This is a genomic window from Micromonospora sp. NPDC048170 (assembly GCF_040652795.1).
Classification (GTDB): domain Bacteria; phylum Actinomycetota; class Actinomycetes; order Mycobacteriales; family Micromonosporaceae; genus Micromonospora.
The window spans coordinates 62169-82258 of record NZ_JBEZMR010000020.1 but is presented as its reverse complement, the minus strand read 5'-3'; the positions used below and the strand labels follow the sequence as shown (position 1 = coordinate 82258).

The window sequence follows — 20090 nt, the reverse complement described above, 5'->3', positions numbered from 1 at the left end:
TCCCCATACTTCCGACAGGGGCATCCGAGTTCACTTAACGGACAACTCACCCTCAGCGAGCGGTCATCTGCACTGCCGCACCTGTTCACTCCCCGTTCACTTCTGACCGACGAACCGGCTACCTGGCGCTCCTAGCTTTTGGATCAGCCGGTCAGCGCCGGTACCCCGGCCCCCAATCCGGGTGCGAAGTCAGACGTGAAGGGAAACCCCTCAGGTGAAGCTCCAGCGGCACGGCACCCTCGCCTGCCTCGCTCTTACCGCGACGCTCGCTCTCAGCGCATGCGGCTCGGACAACAACGAGCCCGCGAGCAGCGCCTCCGCCTCCGGGCCGGCCGCCGCCGACTGCGCCACCGGCACGCTGAACGCCCAGGGCTCGTCGGCGCAGAAGAACGCCATGGACGAGTGGATCAAGGCCTACCAGCAGAAGTGCTCCGGCGCCAAGATCAACTACGAGCCGTCCGGCTCGGGCGCCGGCATCCAGGCCTTCATCGCCGGCACCGCCGACTTCGCCGGCTCGGACTCCGCCCTCAAGGAGGAGGAGCAGCCGCAGGCCAACGCCAAGTGCGTCGGTGGCGCCGCGATCAACCTGCCGATGGTGATCGGCCCGGTCGCCATCGCGTACAACGTCAACGGCGTGGACGACCTCCAGCTCAAGCCGGCCACCCTGGCGAAGATCTTCGCCGGCAAGGTGACCAGGTGGGACGACCCGGCGATCAAGGCCGACAACCCGGACGCCAAGCTGCCGTCGACCACCATCAACGCGGTGCACCGCTCGGACTCCTCCGGCACCACCGACAACTTCACCGACTTCCTCACCAAGACCGCCGCCTCCGACTGGACCTTCGGCAAGGCCAAGGAGTGGAAGGCCCCGGGCGGCACCGGAGCGGCCAAGTCCGACGGCATGGCCAGCGCCATCAAGGGCCAGGACGGCACCATCGGCTACGTCGAGTGGTCGTACGCCGAGAACGGCGGCCTGAAGACCGCCAAGATCGGCAACGGAGCGGGCGAGTTCGCCGAGCTGACCGCCGAGTCGGCCGGCAAGACCATCGCCGGCGCCGAGGTGGTCGGCCAGGGCGACGACCTCAAGATGAAGATCGACTACAACACCAAGGAGGCCGGGGCGTACCCGATCGTCCTGGTGACCTACGAGATCGTCTGCACCAAGGGCCTCGCCGCCGACAAGCTGCCGCTGGTGAAGGGCTTCCTCGGCCACGCCGCCAGCACCGCGGGCCAGGCCGACCTGACCGAGCTGGGCTACGCCCCGCTGCCCGAGTCGGTCCGCACCAAGGTCGAGGCCGCGGTCAAGAACCTCGCCTGAGCCGGCCACCCCGACACCGCCACCGCCACCTCAACTCGAAGCGAGCGAGCAGATGGGTGAAACCCCTCACCGCTCGGCCCACGCCGGCACCGGCGGGACGCGCGTGACCGATGGTCACGACCGGCCCGCCGGTGCCTCGGCGCGTCCGGCCGACGCACCAGTCAGCACCCGTATCCCGGGCGGAGCCGGGTTGGGCGGCGGCGGCGCGCTGCCCCGGGCCCGGACGTTCGGCGCCGAACGGGCCTTCCGCGGCCTCACCCTGGGCGCCGGCGCCGCCGTCCTGGCCATCATCGCGGCGATCGCGATCTTCCTGGTCGCCAAGGCCGTGCCGGCGCTACGGGCCAACACCGAGAGCTTCTGGAGCTTCGAGGGCTGGTTCCCGAACGACGCGGAACCGAAGTTCGGCATCGGGGCGCTCGCCTTCGGCACCGTGCTCAGCTCCGCGCTGGCCTTGCTCATCGCGGTGCCGGTGGCCCTGGGCATCGCGCTCTACCTGTCCCACTACGCGCCGCGCCGGCTCGGCACCACGCTGGGCTTCCTGATCGACCTGCTGGCCGCCGTGCCCAGCGTGGTCTTCGGCCTCTGGGGCCGCGACGTCTTCATCAACCCGGTGCGGGACTTCTCCGCCTGGCTGAACACGTACTTCGGCTGGATTCCGATCTTCGGCGGCGACGGCCCCTTCGGGAAGTCCATCATGCTGGGCGCGCTGGTCCTGGCGATCATGGTGCTGCCGATCATCACCTCGCTCTCCCGCGAGGTGTTCCTCCAGACGCCGACCGCCAACGAGGAGGCCGCCCTCGCCCTCGGCGCCACCCGCTGGGAGATGATCCGCACCGCGGTGCTGCCGTACGGCCGCCCCGGCATCGTCGCCGCGACGATGCTCGGCCTGGGCCGGGCGCTCGGCGAGACGATCGCCCTGGCGATGACCCTCGGCATCACCTTCAACATCTCGTTCAACCTCATCGAGAGCGGCGGCAACACCATCGCCGCCAACATCGCCAACACGTTCGGCGAGGCGAACGACACCGGGCGGGGCGCGCTGATCGCCTCTGGCCTCGTGCTCTTCGCCATCACGCTGATCGTCAACATCACGGCGCGGGCGATCATCCACCGCCGCCGCGAGTTCACGGAGTCGGCCGCATGAGCGAGCGTCAGCGAGCGAATCATCGTCGCAGTGCATCGGTGCCTCATGGCGCCACGGAGCGAAGCGGAGTGGCGACATGAGCGAGCGTCAGCGAGCGAATCATCGTCGCAGTGCATCGGTGCCTCATGGCGCCACGGAGCGAAGCGGAGTGGCGACATGAGCACCACTGCCACCGCGCGGCGCACCCAGCCGCCCACCCTGAAGGCCCGGCGCCTGCCCAGGTACGCCGCGCCCGCCATCGCGGCAGCCGCCCTGCTGGTCGCCGCCGCCCTCGTGTACGGCACCGGCACCGGTGGCCCGGTGCTGGTCGTGGTGGTCGGCGCGCTGCTCTACCTGGCCGGCCTGTTCGCCGCCGCGAACCGGGTCGAGGGGCGCAGGTCGGCCCGCAACCGCACCTGGAGCGCGCTGATCCACTCCGCGTTCGTGCTGGCCGTCCTGCCTCTGGCCTCGGTGGTCTGGACGCTGGTCAGCAAGGGCGCCGAGCGCCTGGACGCCGACTTCTTCCTCACCTCGATGAACAACATCGGCGCGCGGGACCCCAACGGTGGCGCGTACCACGCGATCGTCGGCACGCTCCAGCAGGTCGGCATCGCCGCCCTGATCACCGTCCCGCTCGGCATCCTCTGCGCGATCTACATCGTCGAGTACGGCCGGGGCCGGTTCGCGTCCGCGATCCGCTTCTTCGTGGACGTGATGACGGGCATCCCGTCGATCGTCGCCGGCCTGTTCGTGCTGGCGTTCTGGGTGCTCATCGTCTCGCCGTGGTTCAACGACGGGCGGCCGAGCTTCTCCGGCTTCGCCGCCGCGCTCGCGCTGAGCGTGCTGATGCTGCCCACCGTGGTCCGCTCCACCGAGGAGATGCTGCGCCTCGTCCCGGCGCCGCTGCGCGAGGGGGCGTACGCCCTCGGCGTGCCGAAGTGGAAGACCATCCTGCGGGTCGTGCTGCCGACCGCCCTGCCGGGCATCGTCACCGGCGTCATGCTCGCCATCGCCCGCGCGGCCGGCGAAACCGCCCCGGTGCTGCTGGTGGCCGGCGGCGGCGCGGCGATCAACTTCAACCCGTTCGAGAACAACCAGTCGTCGCTGGCCCTCTTCGTCTACCAGCAGGCCGGTGACGCGTCCCGGTACGCGCCGGCGCGGGCGTGGACCGCGGCACTCACCCTGGTCGCCCTCGTGCTGATCCTGACCGTCGCGGCGAAGCTGCTGGCCCGTCGCAATCGGCTCGGCCGATGAACCCCGGAGGTACCACCACCATGGCCAAGCGCATCGAAGCCTCGAACGTCACCGCCTACTACGGCGCCTTCAAGGCGATCGAGAACATCAACCTGACGGTCGAGCCGAAGACGGTGACGGCCCTGATCGGCCCGTCCGGCTGCGGCAAGTCCACCTTCCTGCGGTCGATCAACCGGATGCACGAGGTGCTTCCGGGGGCCCGGGTCGAGGGCAGTCTCACCATCGACGACCAGGACATCTACGACCGGGACGTGGACGTCACCGCCGTCCGGCGCATGATCGGCATGGTCTTCCAGCGGCCGAACCCGTTCCCCACCATGAGCATCTTCGAGAACGTGGTGGCCGGGCTGCGGCTCAACGGGGTCCGCAGGAAGTCGATCCTGGACGAGGCGGCTGAGCGGGCGCTCCGCTCGGCCAACCTCTGGGACGAGGTGAAGGACCGGCTCGGCAAGCCCGGCGCGGGCCTCTCCGGCGGTCAGCAGCAGCGGCTCTGCATCGCCCGGACCATCGCCGTCGAGCCGCAGGTGGTGCTGATGGACGAGCCCTGCTCGGCGCTCGACCCGATCTCCACGCTGGCCATCGAGGACCTGATGTTCCAGCTCAAGGACAAGTTCACGATCATCATCGTCACGCACAACATGCAGCAGGCCGCCCGCGTCTCGGACCGTACCGCCTTCTTCTCCATCGAGAAGACCGGCGACCCGGGCCGTCTCATCGAGTACGACAACACGCAGAAGATCTTCAGCAACCCCGGCGTGAAGAAGACCGAGGACTACATCACCGGCCGCTTCGGCTGAGCCGTCAGGATCGGGGCAGCGTCGCGAAGAACCGGCGCAGGTCGTCCACCAGCAGGTCGGGCACCTCGTGGGCGGCGAAGTGGCCACCGCGGTCGTACGTCTGCCAGGAGACGATGTTCTTGTGGTCCCGCTCGGCGAGCGTGCGGATGGACTGGAAGTCCCACGGGAAGTTGGCCAGCCCCAGCGGCACGGTGGTCGGCGCCAGGGGCGTGGTGCCGCGACCGTTGACTTTCTGGACGGGTGGGACCACCTCGGCGTCCTCGTAGTAGAACCGGGCCGAGGAGGCGGCGGTGTTGGTCAGCCAGTAGATGGTCGCGTTGGTGAGGACGTACTCGGGGTCGAGCTGCTCGCCCATCAGCTGGGCCATCCAGCCGAGCAGGCCGGCCGGCGAGTCGGCCAGCGCGTGCGCGACGTTCTGCGGCTCGGTCGAGTGGAGCCGGTCGTAGCCACCGCGCCGGTGCACGAACCAGTCGGCGAACGCCACCTTGCCCCGCTCCTCCTCGGAGAGGCCGGCCAGCTCGTCGGCGTCTGCGGACGGCAGCGAGAAGATCTGGGTGACGTGCACGCCGATCACGTGCTCCGGGTCGGCCCGGCCCACCTCCGGGGCGACGAACGCGCCGAGGTCGTTCCCGGCCGCGCCGTACCGGTCGTACCCGAGGCGGCGCATCAGCTCCGCCCAGGCCCGGGCCACCCGGAACCGGTTCCAGCCCCGCTCCCGGGTCGGGCCGGAGAAGCCGAAGCCGGGAACCGATGGGATGACCAGGTGGAACGCGTGCGCCGGGTCGCCGCCGTGGGCCCGGGGGTCGGTGAGCGGCCCGATCACGTCCAGCCACTCGACGACCGTGGTCGGCCAACCGTGCGTGAGGATCAGCGGCGTGGCGTCCGGCTCGGGCGACCGGACGTGCAGAAAGTGCACGTTCTGCCCGTCGATCTCGGTGGTGAACTGCGGGTACGCGTTGAGCTTCGCCTCCCAGTCCCGCCAGTCGTACGCCGTGCGCCAGTGCGTGACGAGGCGCTCGACGTAGCTGACCGGGACGCCGTACTCCCAGCCGGGCGGGACCGGTCCTCCGGGGCTGGCCGTGGGGTCGGCCGGCAGTTCCTCGGCCCAACGGGTGCGGGCCAGCCGGTCGGCGAGGTCGTCGAGGTCGGCCTGCGGTACGTCGATGCGGAACGGGACGATCGCGGTGTTGTCAGCCATGCTCTTACCGTAGGGATCAATTAGGACAAGTTTGTTCCTATTGACCGGGCACAATAAGGCGATGTTGGAGACCTCGGCACGACTGCTGCGCCTGCTGTCGCTGTTGCAGACCCCGCGCGAGTGGACCGGCACGGAGCTGGCCGAGCGGCTGTCCGTGAGCACCCGTACGGTCCGCAACGACGTGGAGCGGCTGCGCACCCTGGGCTACCCGGTGCACGGGACTCGGGGCGCGGTCGGCGGTTACCGGCTCGGGGCGGGCGCCGCGCTGCCGCCACTGCTACTCGACGACGAGGAGGCGGTGGCGGTGGCCGTCGGGCTGCGTACCGCCGCCGGGGGGAGCGTCGCCGGCATCGAGGAAACCTCGCTGCGCGCGCTCGCGAAGTTGGAACAGGTCCTCCCCCACCGGCTGCGCCGCCGCGTCAACGCGCTGCACACCCACACCGTGCGGGTGCCGCACGACGCGCCCGCCCCGACCGTGGACGCGGAGACGCTCGGCACGATAAGCGCGGCCTGCCGGGACCGGGAACGGCTGCGCTTCGACTACGTCCGGCACGACGGCGTCGCCGACCGGCGGGACGTCGAGCCGTACCGGCTGGTCAACTGGGGGCGCCGCTGGTATCTGGTGGCCTTCGACCCGCAGCGGGACGACTGGCGGACGTTCCGGGTGGACCGGATCACCCCGCGTACCCCCGCCGGGCCCCGCTTCCCCGCCCGGGAGCTACCCGAGGACGTGGTGGACCGGGTCCGGCACGGCGTCTCCTCGGCAGCCTGGCGACACCGTGCCCGGGTGCTGGTGCACGCGCCGGCCGAGGTGGTCACCGAACGGATCAACCCGGCCGTCGGCACCGTCGAACCGGTCGACGCCCACAGCTGCCTGCTGCACACCGGCGCCGACCGGCTGGAGACGGTCGCGGTGTGGCTGGGCCTGCTCGACGCCGACTTCACCGTCCAGGATCCACCGGAGCTCGCCGACCTCCTGCGCACCCTCGCCGAGCGCTACCTGCGAGCGGGTGCGTGAGTCAGCCGAGGACGAAACGGGCCGCGGAGTCGTCGGTGAACTCCAGCCGGGGGGTGATCGGGGTGGCGGCGTCCCGGTCGGCCGACGCGCGGACGACACCCGCCAGGTCACCGGCATCGGCCACCTGCCCGAGGGTGACCAGGGTCGGCGGGAGCATGGTCAGCTCGCCCGCCGCCACCCGGGCGAGGGCGTCCGCCGGGCGGACCCACAGCGTGTGGTCGGCCTCGCCGGAAACGTCCTGGGTCCGCTGCCCCTCGGGCAGGAGGGCCGCGAAGAAGTACGTGTCGAAGCGGCGCGGCTCGAACTCGGGCGTGATCCACCGGCTCCACGGCAGCAGCAGGTCGGACCGGAGGGTGAGCCCGCGCCGGGCGAGCAGGTCCGCGAAGCCGCCCCGGCGCTGCTCCAGCGCCACCCGGTCGGACTCCCAGTCGTCGCCGCTCACGTCGCCCACCACGGTCCCAGCGTCCGGGCCGGCGAGCAGGACGCCAGCCTCCTCGAACACCTCCCGGGCCGCGGCGCAGACGACCGCCTGGGCGGCCTGCGGGGTCAGCCCCAGCCGCTCGCCCCACCCGGCCGGCGTCGGGCCGGCCCAGTCCAGGTGCGCCTGGGAGTCCGAGGGATCGACGCCGCCGCCCGGGAAGGCGTACATCCCGCCGAAGGTCATCGCGGCGACCCGGCGGATCAGGTACACCTCGAAGGCGTCGCCGGCGGGGCGGAGCAGCAGCACGGTGGCCGCGACCCGGGGCGCCGCAGGGAGGCCGCCCTCGGCGTGGAACCGGCGGGCGTGCTCCACGAGCGCCGGGGGTGCGGGGAAGCCGTCGGCGTCGATCGTCATGCGCCGAGCCTAGTTCCCGCCGGATGGATCGCCCGCTCCCCCGTCCGGTGATCTTCGCTAGCGTGGCCGGCATGACTCGTTGGGGCATCCTGGCCACCGGCCACATCGCCGCCCGTTTCGCCGAGGACCTACGGCTGGTGCCGGGGGCCGAACTCGCGGCGGTCGGCTCGCGGACCGCCGAGAGCGCGCAGCGGTTCGCGGCCCGGCACGGCGTGCCACGGGCGTACGCCTCCTGGGCGGAACTCGCCGCGGACGACGAGTTGGACGTCGTCTACGTCGCCACCCCGCACGCCGCGCACCACGCGGCGGCCATGACCTGCCTCGCGGCCGGCCGGGCGGTGCTGCTGGAGAAGCCGTTCACCCTCGACCTGGCGACCAGTGTCGAACTGGTCGACGCCGCCCGCGCGGCCGGCGTCTTCCTGATGGAGGCCATGTGGATGCGGACGAACCCCCTCGTACGCCGGCTCTGTGAGCTGGTCGCGGACGGCGCGATCGGCACGGTGACCAGCGTCCGGGCCGACTTCGGGGCGGCCGGGCCGTTCCCGCCGGAGCACCGGCTGCGGGCCCGCACCCTCGGCGGCGGTGCCCTGCTGGACCTCGGCGTCTACCCGCTCAGCCTGGCCCACCTGCTGCTCGGCACGCCCGACCACGTCCGGGCCTGGGCGAAGCTGAGCCCGGAGGGTGTGGACGAGAACACCGCGATCGTCCTCGGGTACGACTCGGGCGCGATCGCCACCCTCAGTTGCGGCATGGTCGGGGCCACCCCGCTGGTCGCCTCGGTCACCGGCACCACCGGCCGGATCGACCTGCCCGAGCCGTTCTTCCGCCCCGGCTCGGTGACCCTGCACCGGGCCGGCGCCGAGCCGGAGACGATCACCGAGGAGCTGGTCGGCGGCGGCTACCAGTACGAGGCCGCCGAGGTCCAGCGCTGCCTCGCCGAGGGCCTGTCGGAGAGCCCTCTGGTGCCCCATGCCGCCACGCTGGAGGTCATGGCGCTCCTCGACGGGATCCGCGCCCAGATCGGCGTCGACTACTCCTGACGGCGGGCGCAAGGCCCGGAACGGCCCCCTGTCGACGCATCGCGTCGGCAGGGGGCCCTCCTCACATCTCAGCTGAACAGCGGGCGGACCAGGAAGTACATCAGGGCGCCGATCGAGCCGGCGGCCGGGAAGGTGAGGATCCACGCGCCGACGATGTTGCCGGCCACGCCCCACCGGACGGCGGAGAGCCGCTTGGTGGCGCCGACGCCCATGATCGCCGAGGTGATCGTGTGGGTCGTCGAGATCGGCGCGCCGAGGACGAGCGCGTTGAAGTAGAGCACCCCGCTGGCCACGGTCTCGGCCGCGAAGCCCTCCGGCGGCTTCAGGTCGATGATCTTCCGGCCCAGCGTCCGGATGATCCGCCACCCACCGGCGTACGTGCCGGCGGCCAGCACGGCGGCCGAGGTCCAGAACGCCCACTCCGGGATGAAGCTCGGGTCGTCCTGGTAGCCGCCGACGTAGAGGGCGAGCACCACGATGCCGATGGTCTTGGCGGCGTCCTGCATGCCGTGGCCGACCGACATGGCGGCGGCGGACGCGGTCTGCGCCCAGCGGAAGCCGCGGTTGAGCTTGCCCGGGTGCCCCTTCCGGAAGATCCACTGCACGGCGATCATGACGATGTAGCCGAGCAGGAAGCCGACCATCGGCGAGAGCACCATGGGGATGATCACGCTCTCCCCGATGCCGGCCCAGAGCACCGTGCCGGACGCCGCGACGGTCGCGCCGACCAGGCCGCCGATCAGCGCGTGCGACGAGGACGACGGCAGGCCGAAGTACCAGGTGACCAGGTTCCAGACGATCGCGCCGATCACGCCGGCGAAGACGATGCCGAGACTCGCCGTGCCGGTGGGTAGTTGCACCAGGCCGCTACCGACGGTCTTGGCCACCTCGGCGCCGAAGTGGGCGCCGATGAAGTTGCCGACCGCCGCCATGGCCAGGGCCACCCGGGGTGTGAGCGCCCGGGTGGAGATGCTGGTCGCGATCGCGTTGGCGGCGTCGTGGAAGCCGTTGGTGTAGTCGAACGCCAGCGCCACCGCGATCACCGCCAGCACGGCGATGAGTTCCGGACTCACAGGATCAGGACTCCTTGACCGCGATGGTCTCGACGGTGTTGGCCACGTGCTCGAAGGCGTCGCAGGCGGCCTCCAGCTCGTCGGCGACCTCCTTCATCTTCAGCACGGTCAGTGCGTCGTACTCGCCGGAGAAGAGGCGGACCAGCAACATCCGGTACACCTGGTCGCCGTCGTTCTCCAGGCGGTTGCACTCGATCCAGTAGTCCTCGAGGTCCTTCATCGACTTCAGGCGCGGCATCGCGTCGGCGGTCAGCTTCGCCTGGGCGTCCAGGACGTTGACGAGTTCGTGCATCTCCCTCGGCAGCGACGGCAGCTTGGTCAGGCCGTAGAGGTACAGCAGGTTGCCGACCGCCTCGAGGTGGTCCATCACGTCGTCGAGCAGCGATCCGAGCCGGTAGATGTCCTCCCGGTCGAACGGCGTGATGAAGGTAGAGTTGATCTTCTTGTACAGCTCGTGCGTGATCTGGTCGCTGTCGTGCTCCACCTCGGTGAGCCGCTCGCTGACTGACTGCACCTCCACCCCGGGCAGGGCCAGCTCGTTGAGCAGCGCGGTGCCCTTCACCAGGTTCTGCGCGGCCCTGGTGAAGAGCTCGTAGAAGGCGCCCTCGTTCGGGCGAAAGGAAAACTTCACAGCACGGACCTCGTCGTGTCGGTGGAAGGGTGGCGGTCGCCCGGAGGGTGCCCGCCTGGGAATGCTAGAAAACGGCGGAACCGGGAATTCGCGGGCCTCCCCCAGGTCAGGCCACATTCACCGGTCGTTCACCTGCCGTTCATCTACGACGTTCCCTCGGATCCCAACAGCCGCTCCCGTTCGTGCCGGACGTCGAAACCGGCAGGCGGATACCCGAGATCGAGAGTGTCGAACGTCTCCCGTAGCAGGTGCGCGACGGCCCGGTCGCGGTACCACTTGCGGTCCGCCGGCACCACGTACCAGGGCGCGGCGTCCGTGCCGCACCGGCCCAGGGCCTCGGCGTACGCGGCCTGGTAGTCGTCCCAGCGGGCGCGGGCGTCGACGTCCGTGGGATCGTACTTCCAGTGCTTGCGCGGCTCGTCCAGCCGCTCCAGCAGCCGCCGGCCCTGCTCGGCGTACGAGATGTGCAGCATCACCTTGACGTACCCGGGCGGCGGGAGCGCCGCGCACGTCCGGTTCATCAGTCGCTCGCATCCTCGGATCATCACCCACCTCCGCCCCACCCGCCCGTCGACGGGGTGGGCCAAGCTGTACGGGCGCGGCAGAATGCGGGCCTGGGCGGGTGGCGGGAGGAGCGACGGTGCGGGATCTGGTGACCGAGTTCGAGGCCGAGCGGGGGCGGCTGTTGGCGGTGGCGTACCGGATGCTCGGCAGCCGCAGCGAGGCCGAGGACGCCGTGCAGGAGACCTGGCTGCGCTACGCCGCCGCGCTCGCCGACCCGGCGGCCCGCGCCGAGATCCGGCACCTCGGCGCCTGGCTCACCACCGCGTGTGCCCGGATCTGCCTGGACGTGCTCCGCTCGGCGCGGGTACGGCGGGAGGCGTACCCCGGCCAGTGGTTGCCGGAGCCCGTGGTGACGCCGCTCGAACAGGGCCCGCGCACCGACGGCTTCGCGCCCGACCCGGCCGAACGGGCGGTCCGCGCCGACCAGGTCGGCACGGCCCTGATGGTGGTGCTGGAGCGGCTCGCACCGGAGCAACGGGTCGCCTTCGTGCTGCACGACGTCTTCGCCGTGCCGTTCTCCCGGATCGCCGAGGTGCTCGGCACGACCGACGCCGCCGCCCGCCAGCTCGCCTCCCGGGCCCGCCGGGCGGTGCACGCGCCCGACGCTCCCCGGCACACCGCCGACGCGGCCGAGCAGCGGCAGGTGCTCGCCGCCTTCGTGGCCGCCGTCGAGTCGGGCGAGCTGGCCGCGCTGGTGCGGGTGCTCGCCCCGGACGTGGTCCTCCTCGGCGACAGCGGCGGTCACTTCCCGGCGGCCCGCCGTCCGGTGCTCGGGGCCGACGCGGTGGCCCGCTTCGTCCTGGGCCTGTTCGGCCGGGCCGGCCGCTACGGCGGCAAGCTGCGCGCCCGTCCGGTGCTGGTCGACGGCGTGGAGGGCCTGCACCTGGAGACCCTGCACTCCGACGGCCGGCCGCTGCGGGTGGTCGCCGCCCTCACGGTGGACGGCGGCCGGGTGACCGGGGTCTTCCAGCAGCTCAACCCGGAGAAGCTGGGCGACCTGCCACCGCTGGGGGCCGAGGACCGCTGGCCGCCGCGCTGGTGACGCCCCGGTCAGACCACCAGGGCCAGCCACTTCCGGTACGAGGTGGCGAACGGTTCGACGCCGTCGCCCAGAGCGTCGAGAAGCCACCGGGCAGCCGACTCGGCCTGCGTCACCACGTCGTCCGGGTAGCCGAAGCGCGCCCGGTGCTCGGCGAACTCGTCCTCGTCGCGCAACTCCACCGCGCCCGTGGCCCGGCGGCGCACCACGTCGAGGTCGAGGTCGATGAGGTGGACCGTGTCGTCGTTCTCCCAGCGGGCCGGGCTGGCGATGTCGCAGTAGACCTCGCTGGTCCGCGGCGGCGGGTTGAACATGCCCGTCCACCAGGCGTGGTGCGGCACCAGGAGGACGAACGGGATCTGCTCCACCGACGGCCGGCCGTGGTAGACGGACTTCGTGCCCTCGGTGACACCGAGCCAGATGCCCAGGTCGTCCTCGGCGAGGCGGCGGGCGGGGTAGTCACGGTGGGCGCTGCCGTCGTACTTGCGGTAGATCACGCGGACCACGTCGCTCGGCATGAGTCGCACCCTAACCGATACCGCCCATCCCTCGCCGCACGGAAGTAACCGGGCGCGGTCGGTGGGAGACCGTACCGTGACGACGCCACGCCCGGAGCGGCGCGGCCCGTGTCGGGGAAGGCGGGTACCGTCGCACGGTGACTCCGCGCCTCGCCACCGGTTCCGCCGCCCCCTCGCCCCGCACCGGAGGCCGCCGGCGGGGCGCCCGGCCGAGCGGCGTGGAGCTGCTCGCCGCCGCGGTCGGCGCGGTGCCGGGCGGGGCGGCGCGTCCCGGCCAGCAGCAGATGGCGACCGCCATCGAGGAGTGCGTGCAGACGCGGGAGCACCTGCTCGTGCAGGCCGGCACGGGCACCGGCAAGTCGCTGGCCTACCTGACGCCCGCGCTGACCGTGGACGGCCCGGTGGTGGTCTCCACGGCCACCCTGGCGTTGCAGTCCCAGCTGGTCGACCACGACCTGCCCCGGCTCGCCGACGCCGTGGAGCCGGTGCTCGGCCGACGGCCCACCTTCGCGGTGCTGAAGGGGCGGCACCACTACCTCTGCCTGGCCCGGCTGGACAACTCCACGGAGGACGAGCCGGAGGACACCCTCTTCGACGCCCCGGCGGCACACCCCGGTGGCGGGACGCGGTGGCTCGGCGAGGCGGGACGGCTCGGCAAGCAGATCCAGCGGCTGCGTGACTGGGCGGAGAAGACCGACACAGGCGACCGGGACGAGCTGGACCCCGGCGTGGACGACCAGGCCTGGCGGCTGGTCTCCATGCCGGCCCGGGAGTGCGTGGGCGCGTCCCGCTGCCCGTTCGGCGCGGAGTGTTTCGCCGAGGCGTCCCGGGCCCGCGCCCGGGAGGCCGACATCGTGGTCACCAACCACAGCCTGCTCGCGGTGGACATGCTCGCCGGCCGGCACATCGTGCCGCCGCACAAGCTGCTCATCGTCGACGAGGCGCACGAGCTGGCCGACCGGGTCTCCTCCGCCGCCCAGGCCGAGCTGGTGCCGGAGCTGATCGAGCGTTCCGCGAAGCGGGCCCGTCCGCTGTTGCGGCCGGACACCGCCGACTCGCTCAGCGCGGCCGGCGCCGCCCTGGCAGCCGGGCTGACCGAGGCTCCCGCGGGGCGGATCACCTCGGGGCTGCCGTCCGCGCTGCGCGAGGCGTGCACCCTGCTCGACGCGGCCACCCGGGGGGCGCTCGACGCGATCGGCGACATCAAGTCCGACGACCCGGACCCGGTGCGCAAGCAGCAGGCCAAGGCGGTGCTCGACGAGCTCTCCGCCACCGCGCAGCGCCTGCTGGAGGAAGCCGACCACGACGTCGCGTGGGTGGAGAAGAACGACAACACCGGCCGTCGGGCCCTGGTGGTCGCGCCCCTCTCGGTCGCCGGCACGCTCGCCACCCATCTGTACGACGAGCGCACGGTGGTCGCCACCTCGGCGACGCTGACGCTGGGCGGCCGGTTCGACACGGTGGCCCGGGCGCTGGGCCTGGAGGCGCCCCCGGCCGACCCGCCGTCACCGGCCGCCGCCGCGCTGGCCGCCCGGGCCGCCTCGGGGCGCCCCGGCGAAGGGCGGGGCGGCACCGACACGTCGGCCGGGCGCGGCGGCCCGGCGGAGAGCGGCGGCCCCACCGGGGGCACCGGCACGCCGGGGGTGCCGGCGACCTCGGGGCCGGGGTGGCGCTCCCTCGACGTCGGCTCGCCGTTCGACTACGGGCGGCAGGGCATCCTGTACGTCGCCGCGCACCTGCCCCGGCCCAGCGTCTCCGGGCTGCCCGACGCGGCCGGCGAGGAACTGCTCGCGCTGGTGACCGCGCTCGGCGGGCGTACGCTCGGCCTCTTCTCCTCCCGACGGGCCGCGCAGCAGGCGGCGGAGCTGTTGCGCGCACGGACCGACCTGCCGGTCCTGCTCCAGGGCGAGGAGGCGCTGCCGCTGCTGGTACGCCGGTTCCGGGAGGAGAAGTCCAGCTGTCTGTTCGGGGTTATGTCGCTCTGGCAGGGGGTCGACGTGCCGGGCGACGCCTGCCAGCTGGTGGTCATCGACCGGCTGCCCTTTCCCCGGCCGGACGAGCCGCTGGCGGCGGCGCGGGCGGCGGCGGTGGACGCCGGCGGCGGGTCGGGTTTCGCCGCGGTCAGCGTGCCGATCGCCGCGATCCGGCTGGCCCAGGGGGTGGGCCGGCTGATCCGCTCGACGGGCGACAAGGGCGTGGTGGCGGTGCTCGACTCGCGGCTGGAGACCGCCCGGGGCTACGGGCCGTTCCTGCGCCGGTCGCTGCCGCCGTTCTGGTACACCACCAAGCCGGAGGTCGCCCGCGGCGCACTCGAACGCCTCGCCAAGCCCTGACCCCCACACGTCGTGAGGGTGGCCCCCCGGGTTCGGGAGGCCACCCTCACTGTGCGGCTGTGCGGATCGTGGCCGCGGTGGGACGGGTCAGGGTGCCTGGGAGGCGACGACGACGGCGTCGGGCGGGGTGTCCGGGACGGTGCGGGCGGCGAGCCGGCGCACGGCCGTGTTGAGCACGGCGATCAGCGGCACGGAGACCAGCGCGCCGGTGATCCCGGCGAGGACGACACCGGCCGCGATTCCGATGATCACCGCGAGCGGGTGGATGGCCACCGCCCGGCCCATGATCAGCGGCTGGAGGAGGTGACCCTCCACCTGCTGCACCCCGATCACCACGCCGAGGATGATCAGCGCCGTCACCAGGCCGCTGTCGACCAGCGCGACGAGGACCGCGACGACGCCCGACAGGGTCGCCCCGACGATGGGGATGAACGCCCCGAGGAAGACCAGCGCGGCGAGCGGGAAGGCGAACGGGATGTCGAAGATGACCAGGAAGACGCCGATGCCGACCGCGTCGATGAAGGCGACCAGCACGGTGGCCCGGACGTAGGCGACCAGGGTCGCCCAGGACGCCCGCCCGGCGTCGTCGACCTTCCAGCGGGCGGCCACCGGCAGCAGCCGGACCAGGAAGCGCCAGATCTTGTTGCCGTCCCGCAGGAAGAAGAAGGTGGCGAAGAGCACCAGCAGCGTGCCGGTCAACACCTCAGCCAGCGTGGCGGCCGTGGAGAGGGCGCCGCTGGTGAACTTCTCGGTGTTGTTGTTGATCCACTTCTGGCCCTCCTCGATGTAGTTGTCGAGTTGGCCGTCCGAGAGGTGCAGCGGGCCGGTCTTCAGCCAGTCCTGGATCTGCCGGACGCCCTCCGAGGACTTCTTGCTCAGCTCCGGCACGCCCTGGATGAACTCGTTCACCACCAGGGTCAGCGTGCCGATCACCGCGGCCAGGCCGCCGACCAGCACCACCGCCGTCGCCAGGGACCGCGGGAAACGAACCCGCAGCAGCCAGCCGACCGCAGGCGCGAGCAGCGCCGAGAGCAGCAACGCGACGGCCAGCGGGATGACCACGATCTTGACGGTGCCGACGATCTTCAGCAGCGCCCAGGCGACGACACCGATCACGATCAGCCGCCAGGACCAGGCGGCGCCGATCCGCAACGCGTGCGGCACGTCCGCGTCGTCCCGGCTGGAGGTGGAGTTGTGCATGGCCGCGGGCGGGGCCGCGCCGACCACGGTCGCGGACGGCGCCGCCGCCGGCCCGGGAGACGTCGGCGAGGCCACGCCGGCCGGCACGGGATCGTCGGCCGGGCCCGTACGGCGAACGCGCGCCGACTCCCGACCCGACTCGTACGCGCGACGGAGCCGTCCGCGTATCCGCTCGAAGCGGCTCAAGCGCACCTCCTGGCAAGAGAATCGGCCCGCCCCCGCAGGTGAGCGGACAGGATACGTCCGACGATGCCACCGTAGGGCAGGTCCGCCACACATTGCCCCCGGCCCCCGGCGCGTAACCGCCCACGGCTGGCCGACCGGGACACGGTAGCGTTTCCGGCGTGACCGCCGACCAGAATCTCGACTCCGGGCTGCCGATCCGCATGCTGCACGACCGCGTGCTGGTGCGGATGGAGGGGGGCGAGGGTGAGCGACGCTCCACCGCCGGCATCGTGATCCCGGCGACCGCCGCCGTGGGCAAACGCCTGGCCTGGGCCACCGCCGTGGGGGTGGGGCCGAACGTGCGCGCCATCGTCTCGGGCGACCGGGTCCTCTTCGACCCCGACGACCGCTCCGAGGTCGAGTTGCACGGCCGTGGCTACGTGCTGCTGCGCGAGCGCGACGTGCACGCCGTGGCCGCCGAGCGGGTGGAGAACGACTCCACCGGCCTCTACCTCTGATCCCGTCCCGCCTGTCCCCGCCCCGATGAGGGCGTCGGTGTCGTTTGCGTCGCTCCCGGCCGGGAAGCCAGCCGCACCACCGGCCCTGGGGAGGGACGATGCCGGAATTCGTGAAGAAGCTCCTGCTCTGGGGAGGCGTCGCGTTCCTGATCTACTTCATGGCTTTCCGGCCGGAGGGCGCGGCGGAGATGTTCAAGGCGATCGGGGCGGGACTGATGGCGATGGCGCAGGGTTTCGGAGACTTCCTCACCAGCCTGATGACGTGACGACACCGGGGCCGACCCGCTGAGGGCCGGCCCCGGTGTCGTGTCAGGAGTGGCCGGGTGTACGCGTCACGGGTGGCCGGGCGGCCACGGCGCCGCCGGTCGCTGGCCGTACCAGCCGGGCGGCCCGTAGCCGGACGGGTGAGCCGGGGGCGGCGGCGGTACGAGCACCACCGGGATCGGCACGACGGGCTCGTCAGGTGCCTCGACCGGCCGCTTCGTGCCGTCCGGGAATCGCAGTTGGTAGCGGTGCCCGTCCCAGATCCCCGCCGGCACCTGAGGGTCCCTGCCCACGAAGAACGACCGGTATGCGGTGATCGCGTCCAGCAGTTCCCGTTCCTCCCGTGCTGTCCGCTCCCGGTCCACCGGGCGCCGGTCCAGGCCGCGCAGCGCGCCGTCGCGCAGCAGCGCCAGCCGGGTCGCCGCGAACTGGTAGCCACGCATCGCCCTCAGCCCGGCGTCGCCGGCCACCCGTTTCGCCCACACCCGGGCCGCGTGCCGCCGTCCCAGGCTGCTCAGCGCCGCCACCTCCGGCGGGGTGAGCCAGCCGGCCCGGACGTAGTCCGGCAGGGTCCGCTCGGTGAGCCGCCCCTCCCAGGCTCTCAGCCACACGGCGAGCCCGACCATGCCGAAGAAGACCGGCACCATCACGCCGATGAAGCCGTACAACATGATCAACGTTTCCCCGGTCGCCTGGGTGAGGGTCGGGAGCAGGTTCCAGAGGCCGTGCAGCATCATCGCCAGCAGCAGGCCGGCGAGCGGGGCGAGCACCCGGACCCACCGGTTGGCGGCGCGCGCGGCGATGCCCAGCCCCACCCCGGTCATCGAGGTGAACAGGGGGTGGGCGAACCCGAAGAGCAGGATCCGGACGATGAAGATGGCGATGACCTGCTGGGTGCCGGTCGCCGGGCCGTACCGCTCCACGCCGGTGGCGTAGCCGTAACCGCCCAGGTAGAGGATGTTCTCCACCATGGCGAAGCCGACCGCGGAGAGCCCGCAGTAGACCAGGGCGTCGGTGATGCCGGAGAACTCCCGCCGGCGGAAGATCAACAGCAGGAGCGGCCCGATGGCCTTGGTCAACTCCTCGATGAACGGCGCGACCAGCACCGCGGTCAGCGCGGTCGGCAGCCCCCAGTCCTCGAACCGGTCGGCGGAGAAGTTGTTGACCGTCAGCGAGGCGGCGGTGGAGACGAACGCGCCCCAGGCGAAGCAGAAGATCAGGTACCGCAGGGGTTCCGGTTCGTAGCGGTCCAGCCAGAGGAAACAGCCCACCAGCACCGGAACCGGGAGGATCGCGGCGACCAGCCCGATCAGCAGCGCCTCGACGCCGAGATTCAGACCGAGTTTGAAGACCATGTAGACCGCGCAGGCCGCGATGAACACGACGGCCCCGGCCAGCACCAGGATCCGAGGCCAGTTGAGCCCGCGTGACGGCATCCGAGGCCCGGCCCCGGCCGGCGGCGGGACGGCGGGCACGGTCGGCGGCAGCGGAGCGCCGGGCGGGGTGTCGGCCATGCGGTCAGCGTAGCCATCCCCGGCCGGCTGGTCCGGTCGCATTCACCCCGCTATGCTGCGGGCAGGTCACGAGCGCCAGCGTCAAGCCCCGGTTTGCTGGCCGGCAACCCTCGTCGAGTTCGCGGTGGGGTGCCCCGGGTGATGACCGGGCCCGGCGCGATCCGCGTGCCGGGCAAGCGCGGACCCCGCCCGTGTGCGCCCACCCGGGGTCCCTGGACCCGGAGGTCGGCCATGACCGTCACCCTCGTACCCCCGCCCGCAGCACAGCCGACGCGGACCGGGCCGCCGCCCGCGGCCGGGCCGCTCGACGTGCTCGGCGTACCCGGCCAGGTCAACTTGGACTACGCCGCCACCGCGCCCTGCGCGCGGGCGGCGGCCGACGCGGTGACCGAACTGCTCCCCTGGTACGCCAGCGTGCACCGCGGCGCCGGGGCGCTGTCACGGCGCTGCACCCTCGCCTACGAGCGCGCCCGGCAGACGGTCGGTGACTTCTTCGGAGCTCGCGCCGACGACCACGTGATCTTCACCCGTAACACCACCGACGCACTGAACCTGCTGGCCCGGGCCATGCCCGCCGGCACCACGGTGATCACCTTCGGCGGGGAGCACCACGCCAACCTGCTGCCCTGGCCGCGTGGCTCGGTCCGGCTGCCGGTGCCTCGGGAGCCCGCCGAGGCGGTCCGCGCGCTGGCCGCCGCGCTCGGCGAACTGCGCAGACTGGATGCGGCGGGCAGCCAGGCTTCCCGGCCAGCCCGCCCCGGCGTCGACCAGGGCCCGCCCGTGCTGGTGGCGGTGACCGCCGCGAGCAACGTGACCGGCGAGCGTTGGCCGGTGGCCGAACTGGCCCGGGTGGCCCGGCGGTACGGGGCCCGGATCGCGGTGGACGCCGCGCAACTCGCCCCGCACGTGCCGGTGGACGTCGCCGCCCTCGACGTCGACTACCTCGCGGTCTCCGGCCACAAGCTGTACGCGCCGTTCGGCGCGGGAGCGCTCGTCGGGCGGGCGGACTGGCTCGACGCGGCACCGCCGTACCTGGTCGGGGGCGGCGCCACCAGCCACGTCGGGGCGGCCACCCACGACGTACGGTGGGCGACCGGCCCGGCCCGGCACGAGGCTGGCACGCCGAACCTGCTCGGCGCGGTCGCCCTGGCCGCGGTCTGCGCCGCTCTCGCCGACGCCGACCGGGCCGCCCTGCACGACGCCGAACAGTCCCTGCTGGCCCGGCTGCGCGAAGGCATCGCGGCCCTGCCACACGTGGTGGAACTGCGCACCTTCGGGCCGGGTGCACCCCGGGTGGGCATCGTGTCGTTCGTGGTGGCCGGCCGGGACTCGGCGGAGGTGGCGGCGGAACTGGCCGCGTCGCACGACATCGGGCTGCGCGACGGCCTCTTCTGCGCCCACCCGCTGGCCCGGCGGCTGCTCGACGAGGCGGCAGCCCGCAGCGGCCGACGGGACCTGCCGCCGACCGCCCTACGCGCCAGCATCGGCCTGGGCAGCACGACAACCCACGTCGACCGCCTACTGACCGCCCTGACCACCCTGCCCTGACCCCCGCGCCTCCCTTCCCCCTCCCGCCCCACCCCCCTTCCGCCCGCCCTAACTCTCGCCTCGCCCGCCCGGCCCGTCGATCTTGCACTTTCCGCCCCGGCGAAACGGACTAAAGGCGCGCTCTGGGGGCCGGAAGTGCA

General features: G+C 72.5%; 18 protein-coding genes, 1 pseudogene and 1 riboswitch. Of the genes and pseudogenes, 11 read left to right on the top strand and 8 right to left on the bottom strand.

From position 1 onward, the window contains the following. Nucleotides 1-214 precede the first annotated feature (214 nt). The 4 genes from pstS to pstB all read left to right on the top strand — a co-directional run bounded on the left by pstS (nt 215) and on the right by pstB (nt 4492). Nucleotides 215-1318 (top strand): phosphate ABC transporter substrate-binding protein PstS, encoded by a 1104-nt coding sequence (gene pstS, locus AB0D32_RS22585; RefSeq protein ID WP_357093402.1) that lies wholly within the window; start codon nt 215-217, stop codon nt 1316-1318. 52 nt (nt 1319-1370) lie between these two features. Next, the gene (pstC, locus tag AB0D32_RS22580) at nt 1371-2462 is read left to right on the top strand and encodes a phosphate ABC transporter permease subunit PstC (protein ID WP_357093399.1); all 1092 of its coding nucleotides are present in this window, start codon (nt 1371-1373) and stop codon (nt 2460-2462) included. A gap of 156 nt (nt 2463-2618) precedes the next feature. Beyond that, nucleotides 2619-3695: a phosphate ABC transporter permease PstA gene (gene pstA, locus AB0D32_RS22575; RefSeq protein WP_357093396.1), complete on the top strand. Its 1077-nt coding sequence runs from the start codon at nt 2619-2621 to the stop codon at nt 3693-3695. A gap of 20 nt (nt 3696-3715) precedes the next feature. Next, on the top strand, nt 3716-4492 hold the full coding sequence (pstB, locus tag AB0D32_RS22570) for a phosphate ABC transporter ATP-binding protein PstB (protein WP_210832704.1): 777 nt from the start codon (nt 3716-3718) through the stop codon (nt 4490-4492). Between the two features lie 4 nt (nt 4493-4496). On the opposite strand, the gene AB0D32_RS22565 is transcribed toward pstB, so the two are convergent. Further along, complete coding sequence (locus tag AB0D32_RS22565) at nt 4497-5690, bottom strand: epoxide hydrolase family protein (RefSeq protein ID WP_357093393.1); 1194 nt, start codon at nt 5688-5690, stop codon at nt 4497-4499. A gap of 61 nt (nt 5691-5751) precedes the next feature. Between AB0D32_RS22565 and AB0D32_RS22560 the strand changes: the two genes are divergently transcribed. Next, nucleotides 5752-6708 (top strand): YafY family protein, encoded by a 957-nt coding sequence (locus AB0D32_RS22560; protein ID WP_357093390.1) that lies wholly within the window; start codon nt 5752-5754, stop codon nt 6706-6708. Between the two features lies 1 nt (nt 6709). Here the strand turns inward: AB0D32_RS22560 and AB0D32_RS22555 are convergent, their stop codons facing one another. Further along, entirely contained in the window at nt 6710-7543 is an 834-nt protein-coding gene (locus AB0D32_RS22555; protein WP_357093388.1) for an NUDIX domain-containing protein, read from the bottom strand. 71 nt (nt 7544-7614) lie between these two features. Here AB0D32_RS22555 and AB0D32_RS22550 point away from each other — a divergent pair, with 71 nt between their 5' ends. Further along, on the top strand, nt 7615-8583 hold the full coding sequence (locus AB0D32_RS22550; protein WP_357093385.1) for a Gfo/Idh/MocA family oxidoreductase: 969 nt from the start codon (nt 7615-7617) through the stop codon (nt 8581-8583). A 68-nt stretch (nt 8584-8651) separates the two neighbouring features. Here the strand turns inward: AB0D32_RS22550 and AB0D32_RS22545 are convergent, their stop codons facing one another. From AB0D32_RS22545 to AB0D32_RS22535, 3 genes and pseudogenes are all read right to left on the bottom strand, one after another. Beyond that, nucleotides 8652-9656 carry an inorganic phosphate transporter gene (locus AB0D32_RS22545; protein ID WP_357093382.1) on the bottom strand — a complete coding sequence of 335 codons (1005 nt, stop codon included), beginning with the start codon at nt 9654-9656 and terminating at the stop codon, nt 8652-8654. 4 nt (nt 9657-9660) lie between these two features. Next, complete coding sequence (locus AB0D32_RS22540) at nt 9661-10287, bottom strand: DUF47 family protein (RefSeq protein ID WP_357093379.1); 627 nt, start codon at nt 10285-10287, stop codon at nt 9661-9663. A gap of 143 nt (nt 10288-10430) precedes the next feature. Further along, a pseudogene (locus AB0D32_RS22535) lies at nt 10431-10769 on the bottom strand (hypothetical protein); the annotation flags it as partial. 158 nt (nt 10770-10927) lie between these two features. Between AB0D32_RS22535 and sigJ the strand changes: the two are divergent. Next, nucleotides 10928-11893: an RNA polymerase sigma factor SigJ gene (gene sigJ / locus AB0D32_RS22530; protein WP_357093377.1), complete on the top strand. Its 966-nt coding sequence runs from the start codon at nt 10928-10930 to the stop codon at nt 11891-11893. 8 nt (nt 11894-11901) lie between these two features. On the opposite strand, the gene AB0D32_RS22525 is transcribed toward sigJ, so the two are convergent. Beyond that, a complete protein-coding gene (locus tag AB0D32_RS22525) occupies nt 11902-12408 on the bottom strand; it encodes a DUF402 domain-containing protein (protein ID WP_357093373.1) in 507 nt (168 codons plus the stop codon). A 284-nt stretch (nt 12409-12692) separates the two neighbouring features. Between AB0D32_RS22525 and AB0D32_RS22520 the strand changes: the two genes are divergently transcribed. Then, nucleotides 12693-14741: an ATP-dependent DNA helicase gene (locus AB0D32_RS22520; RefSeq protein WP_357093517.1), complete on the top strand. Its 2049-nt coding sequence runs from the start codon at nt 12693-12695 to the stop codon at nt 14739-14741. Between the two features lie 87 nt (nt 14742-14828). Here the strand turns inward: AB0D32_RS22520 and AB0D32_RS22515 are convergent, their stop codons facing one another. Further along, nucleotides 14829-16127: an AI-2E family transporter gene (locus tag AB0D32_RS22515; RefSeq protein ID WP_357093370.1), complete on the bottom strand. Its 1299-nt coding sequence runs from the start codon at nt 16125-16127 to the stop codon at nt 14829-14831. 158 nt (nt 16128-16285) lie between these two features. Here AB0D32_RS22515 and AB0D32_RS22510 point away from each other — a divergent pair, with 158 nt between their 5' ends. Both AB0D32_RS22510 and AB0D32_RS22505 read left to right on the top strand, forming a co-directional pair. Further along, nucleotides 16286-16624, top strand: coding sequence for a co-chaperone GroES (locus AB0D32_RS22510; protein WP_357093367.1), 339 nt, complete (start codon nt 16286-16288; stop codon nt 16622-16624). A gap of 98 nt (nt 16625-16722) precedes the next feature. Beyond that, complete coding sequence (locus tag AB0D32_RS22505; protein WP_357093364.1) at nt 16723-16890, top strand: hypothetical protein; 168 nt, start codon at nt 16723-16725, stop codon at nt 16888-16890. Between the two features lie 66 nt (nt 16891-16956). Here the strand turns inward: AB0D32_RS22505 and AB0D32_RS22500 are convergent, their stop codons facing one another. Beyond that, on the bottom strand, nt 16957-18444 hold the full coding sequence (locus AB0D32_RS22500) for a PrsW family intramembrane metalloprotease (protein ID WP_357093361.1): 1488 nt from the start codon (nt 18442-18444) through the stop codon (nt 16957-16959). A 22-nt stretch (nt 18445-18466) separates the two neighbouring features. Beyond that, a riboswitch (SAM riboswitch) is annotated at nt 18467-18587 on the top strand. A gap of 46 nt (nt 18588-18633) precedes the next feature. Between AB0D32_RS22500 and AB0D32_RS22495 the strand changes: the two genes are divergently transcribed. Next, nucleotides 18634-19950 (top strand): aminotransferase class V-fold PLP-dependent enzyme, encoded by a 1317-nt coding sequence (locus AB0D32_RS22495; RefSeq protein ID WP_357093359.1) that lies wholly within the window; start codon nt 18634-18636, stop codon nt 19948-19950. Nucleotides 19951-20090 lie beyond the last annotated feature (140 nt).

What these genes read in the sequence shown, in the direction of transcription:
- pstC (WP_357093399.1), top strand. Translation starts at nt 1,371, where the DNA reads ATGGGTGAAACCCCTCACCGCTCGGCCCACGCCGGCACCGGCGGGACG.
- pstA (WP_357093396.1), top strand. Translation starts at nt 2,619, where the DNA reads ATGAGCACCACTGCCACCGCGCGGCGCACCCAGCCGCCCACCCTGAAG.
- pstB (WP_210832704.1), top strand. Translation starts at nt 3,716, where the DNA reads ATGGCCAAGCGCATCGAAGCCTCGAACGTCACCGCCTACTACGGCGCC.
- AB0D32_RS22565 (WP_357093393.1), bottom strand. Translation starts at nt 5,690, where the DNA reads ATGGCTGACAACACCGCGATCGTCCCGTTCCGCATCGACGTACCGCAG.
- AB0D32_RS22560 (WP_357093390.1), top strand. Translation starts at nt 5,752, where the DNA reads ATGTTGGAGACCTCGGCACGACTGCTGCGCCTGCTGTCGCTGTTGCAG.
- AB0D32_RS22555 (WP_357093388.1), bottom strand. Translation starts at nt 7,543, where the DNA reads ATGACGATCGACGCCGACGGCTTCCCCGCACCCCCGGCGCTCGTGGAG.
- AB0D32_RS22550 (WP_357093385.1), top strand. Translation starts at nt 7,615, where the DNA reads ATGACTCGTTGGGGCATCCTGGCCACCGGCCACATCGCCGCCCGTTTC.
- AB0D32_RS22525 (WP_357093373.1), bottom strand. Translation starts at nt 12,408, where the DNA reads ATGCCGAGCGACGTGGTCCGCGTGATCTACCGCAAGTACGACGGCAGC.
- AB0D32_RS22520 (WP_357093517.1), top strand. Translation starts at nt 12,693, where the DNA reads ATGGCGACCGCCATCGAGGAGTGCGTGCAGACGCGGGAGCACCTGCTC.
- AB0D32_RS22505 (WP_357093364.1), top strand. Translation starts at nt 16,723, where the DNA reads ATGCCGGAATTCGTGAAGAAGCTCCTGCTCTGGGGAGGCGTCGCGTTC.
- AB0D32_RS22500 (WP_357093361.1), bottom strand. Translation starts at nt 18,444, where the DNA reads ATGCGACCGGACCAGCCGGCCGGGGATGGCTACGCTGACCGCATGGCC.
- AB0D32_RS22495 (WP_357093359.1), top strand. Translation starts at nt 18,634, where the DNA reads ATGACCGTCACCCTCGTACCCCCGCCCGCAGCACAGCCGACGCGGACC.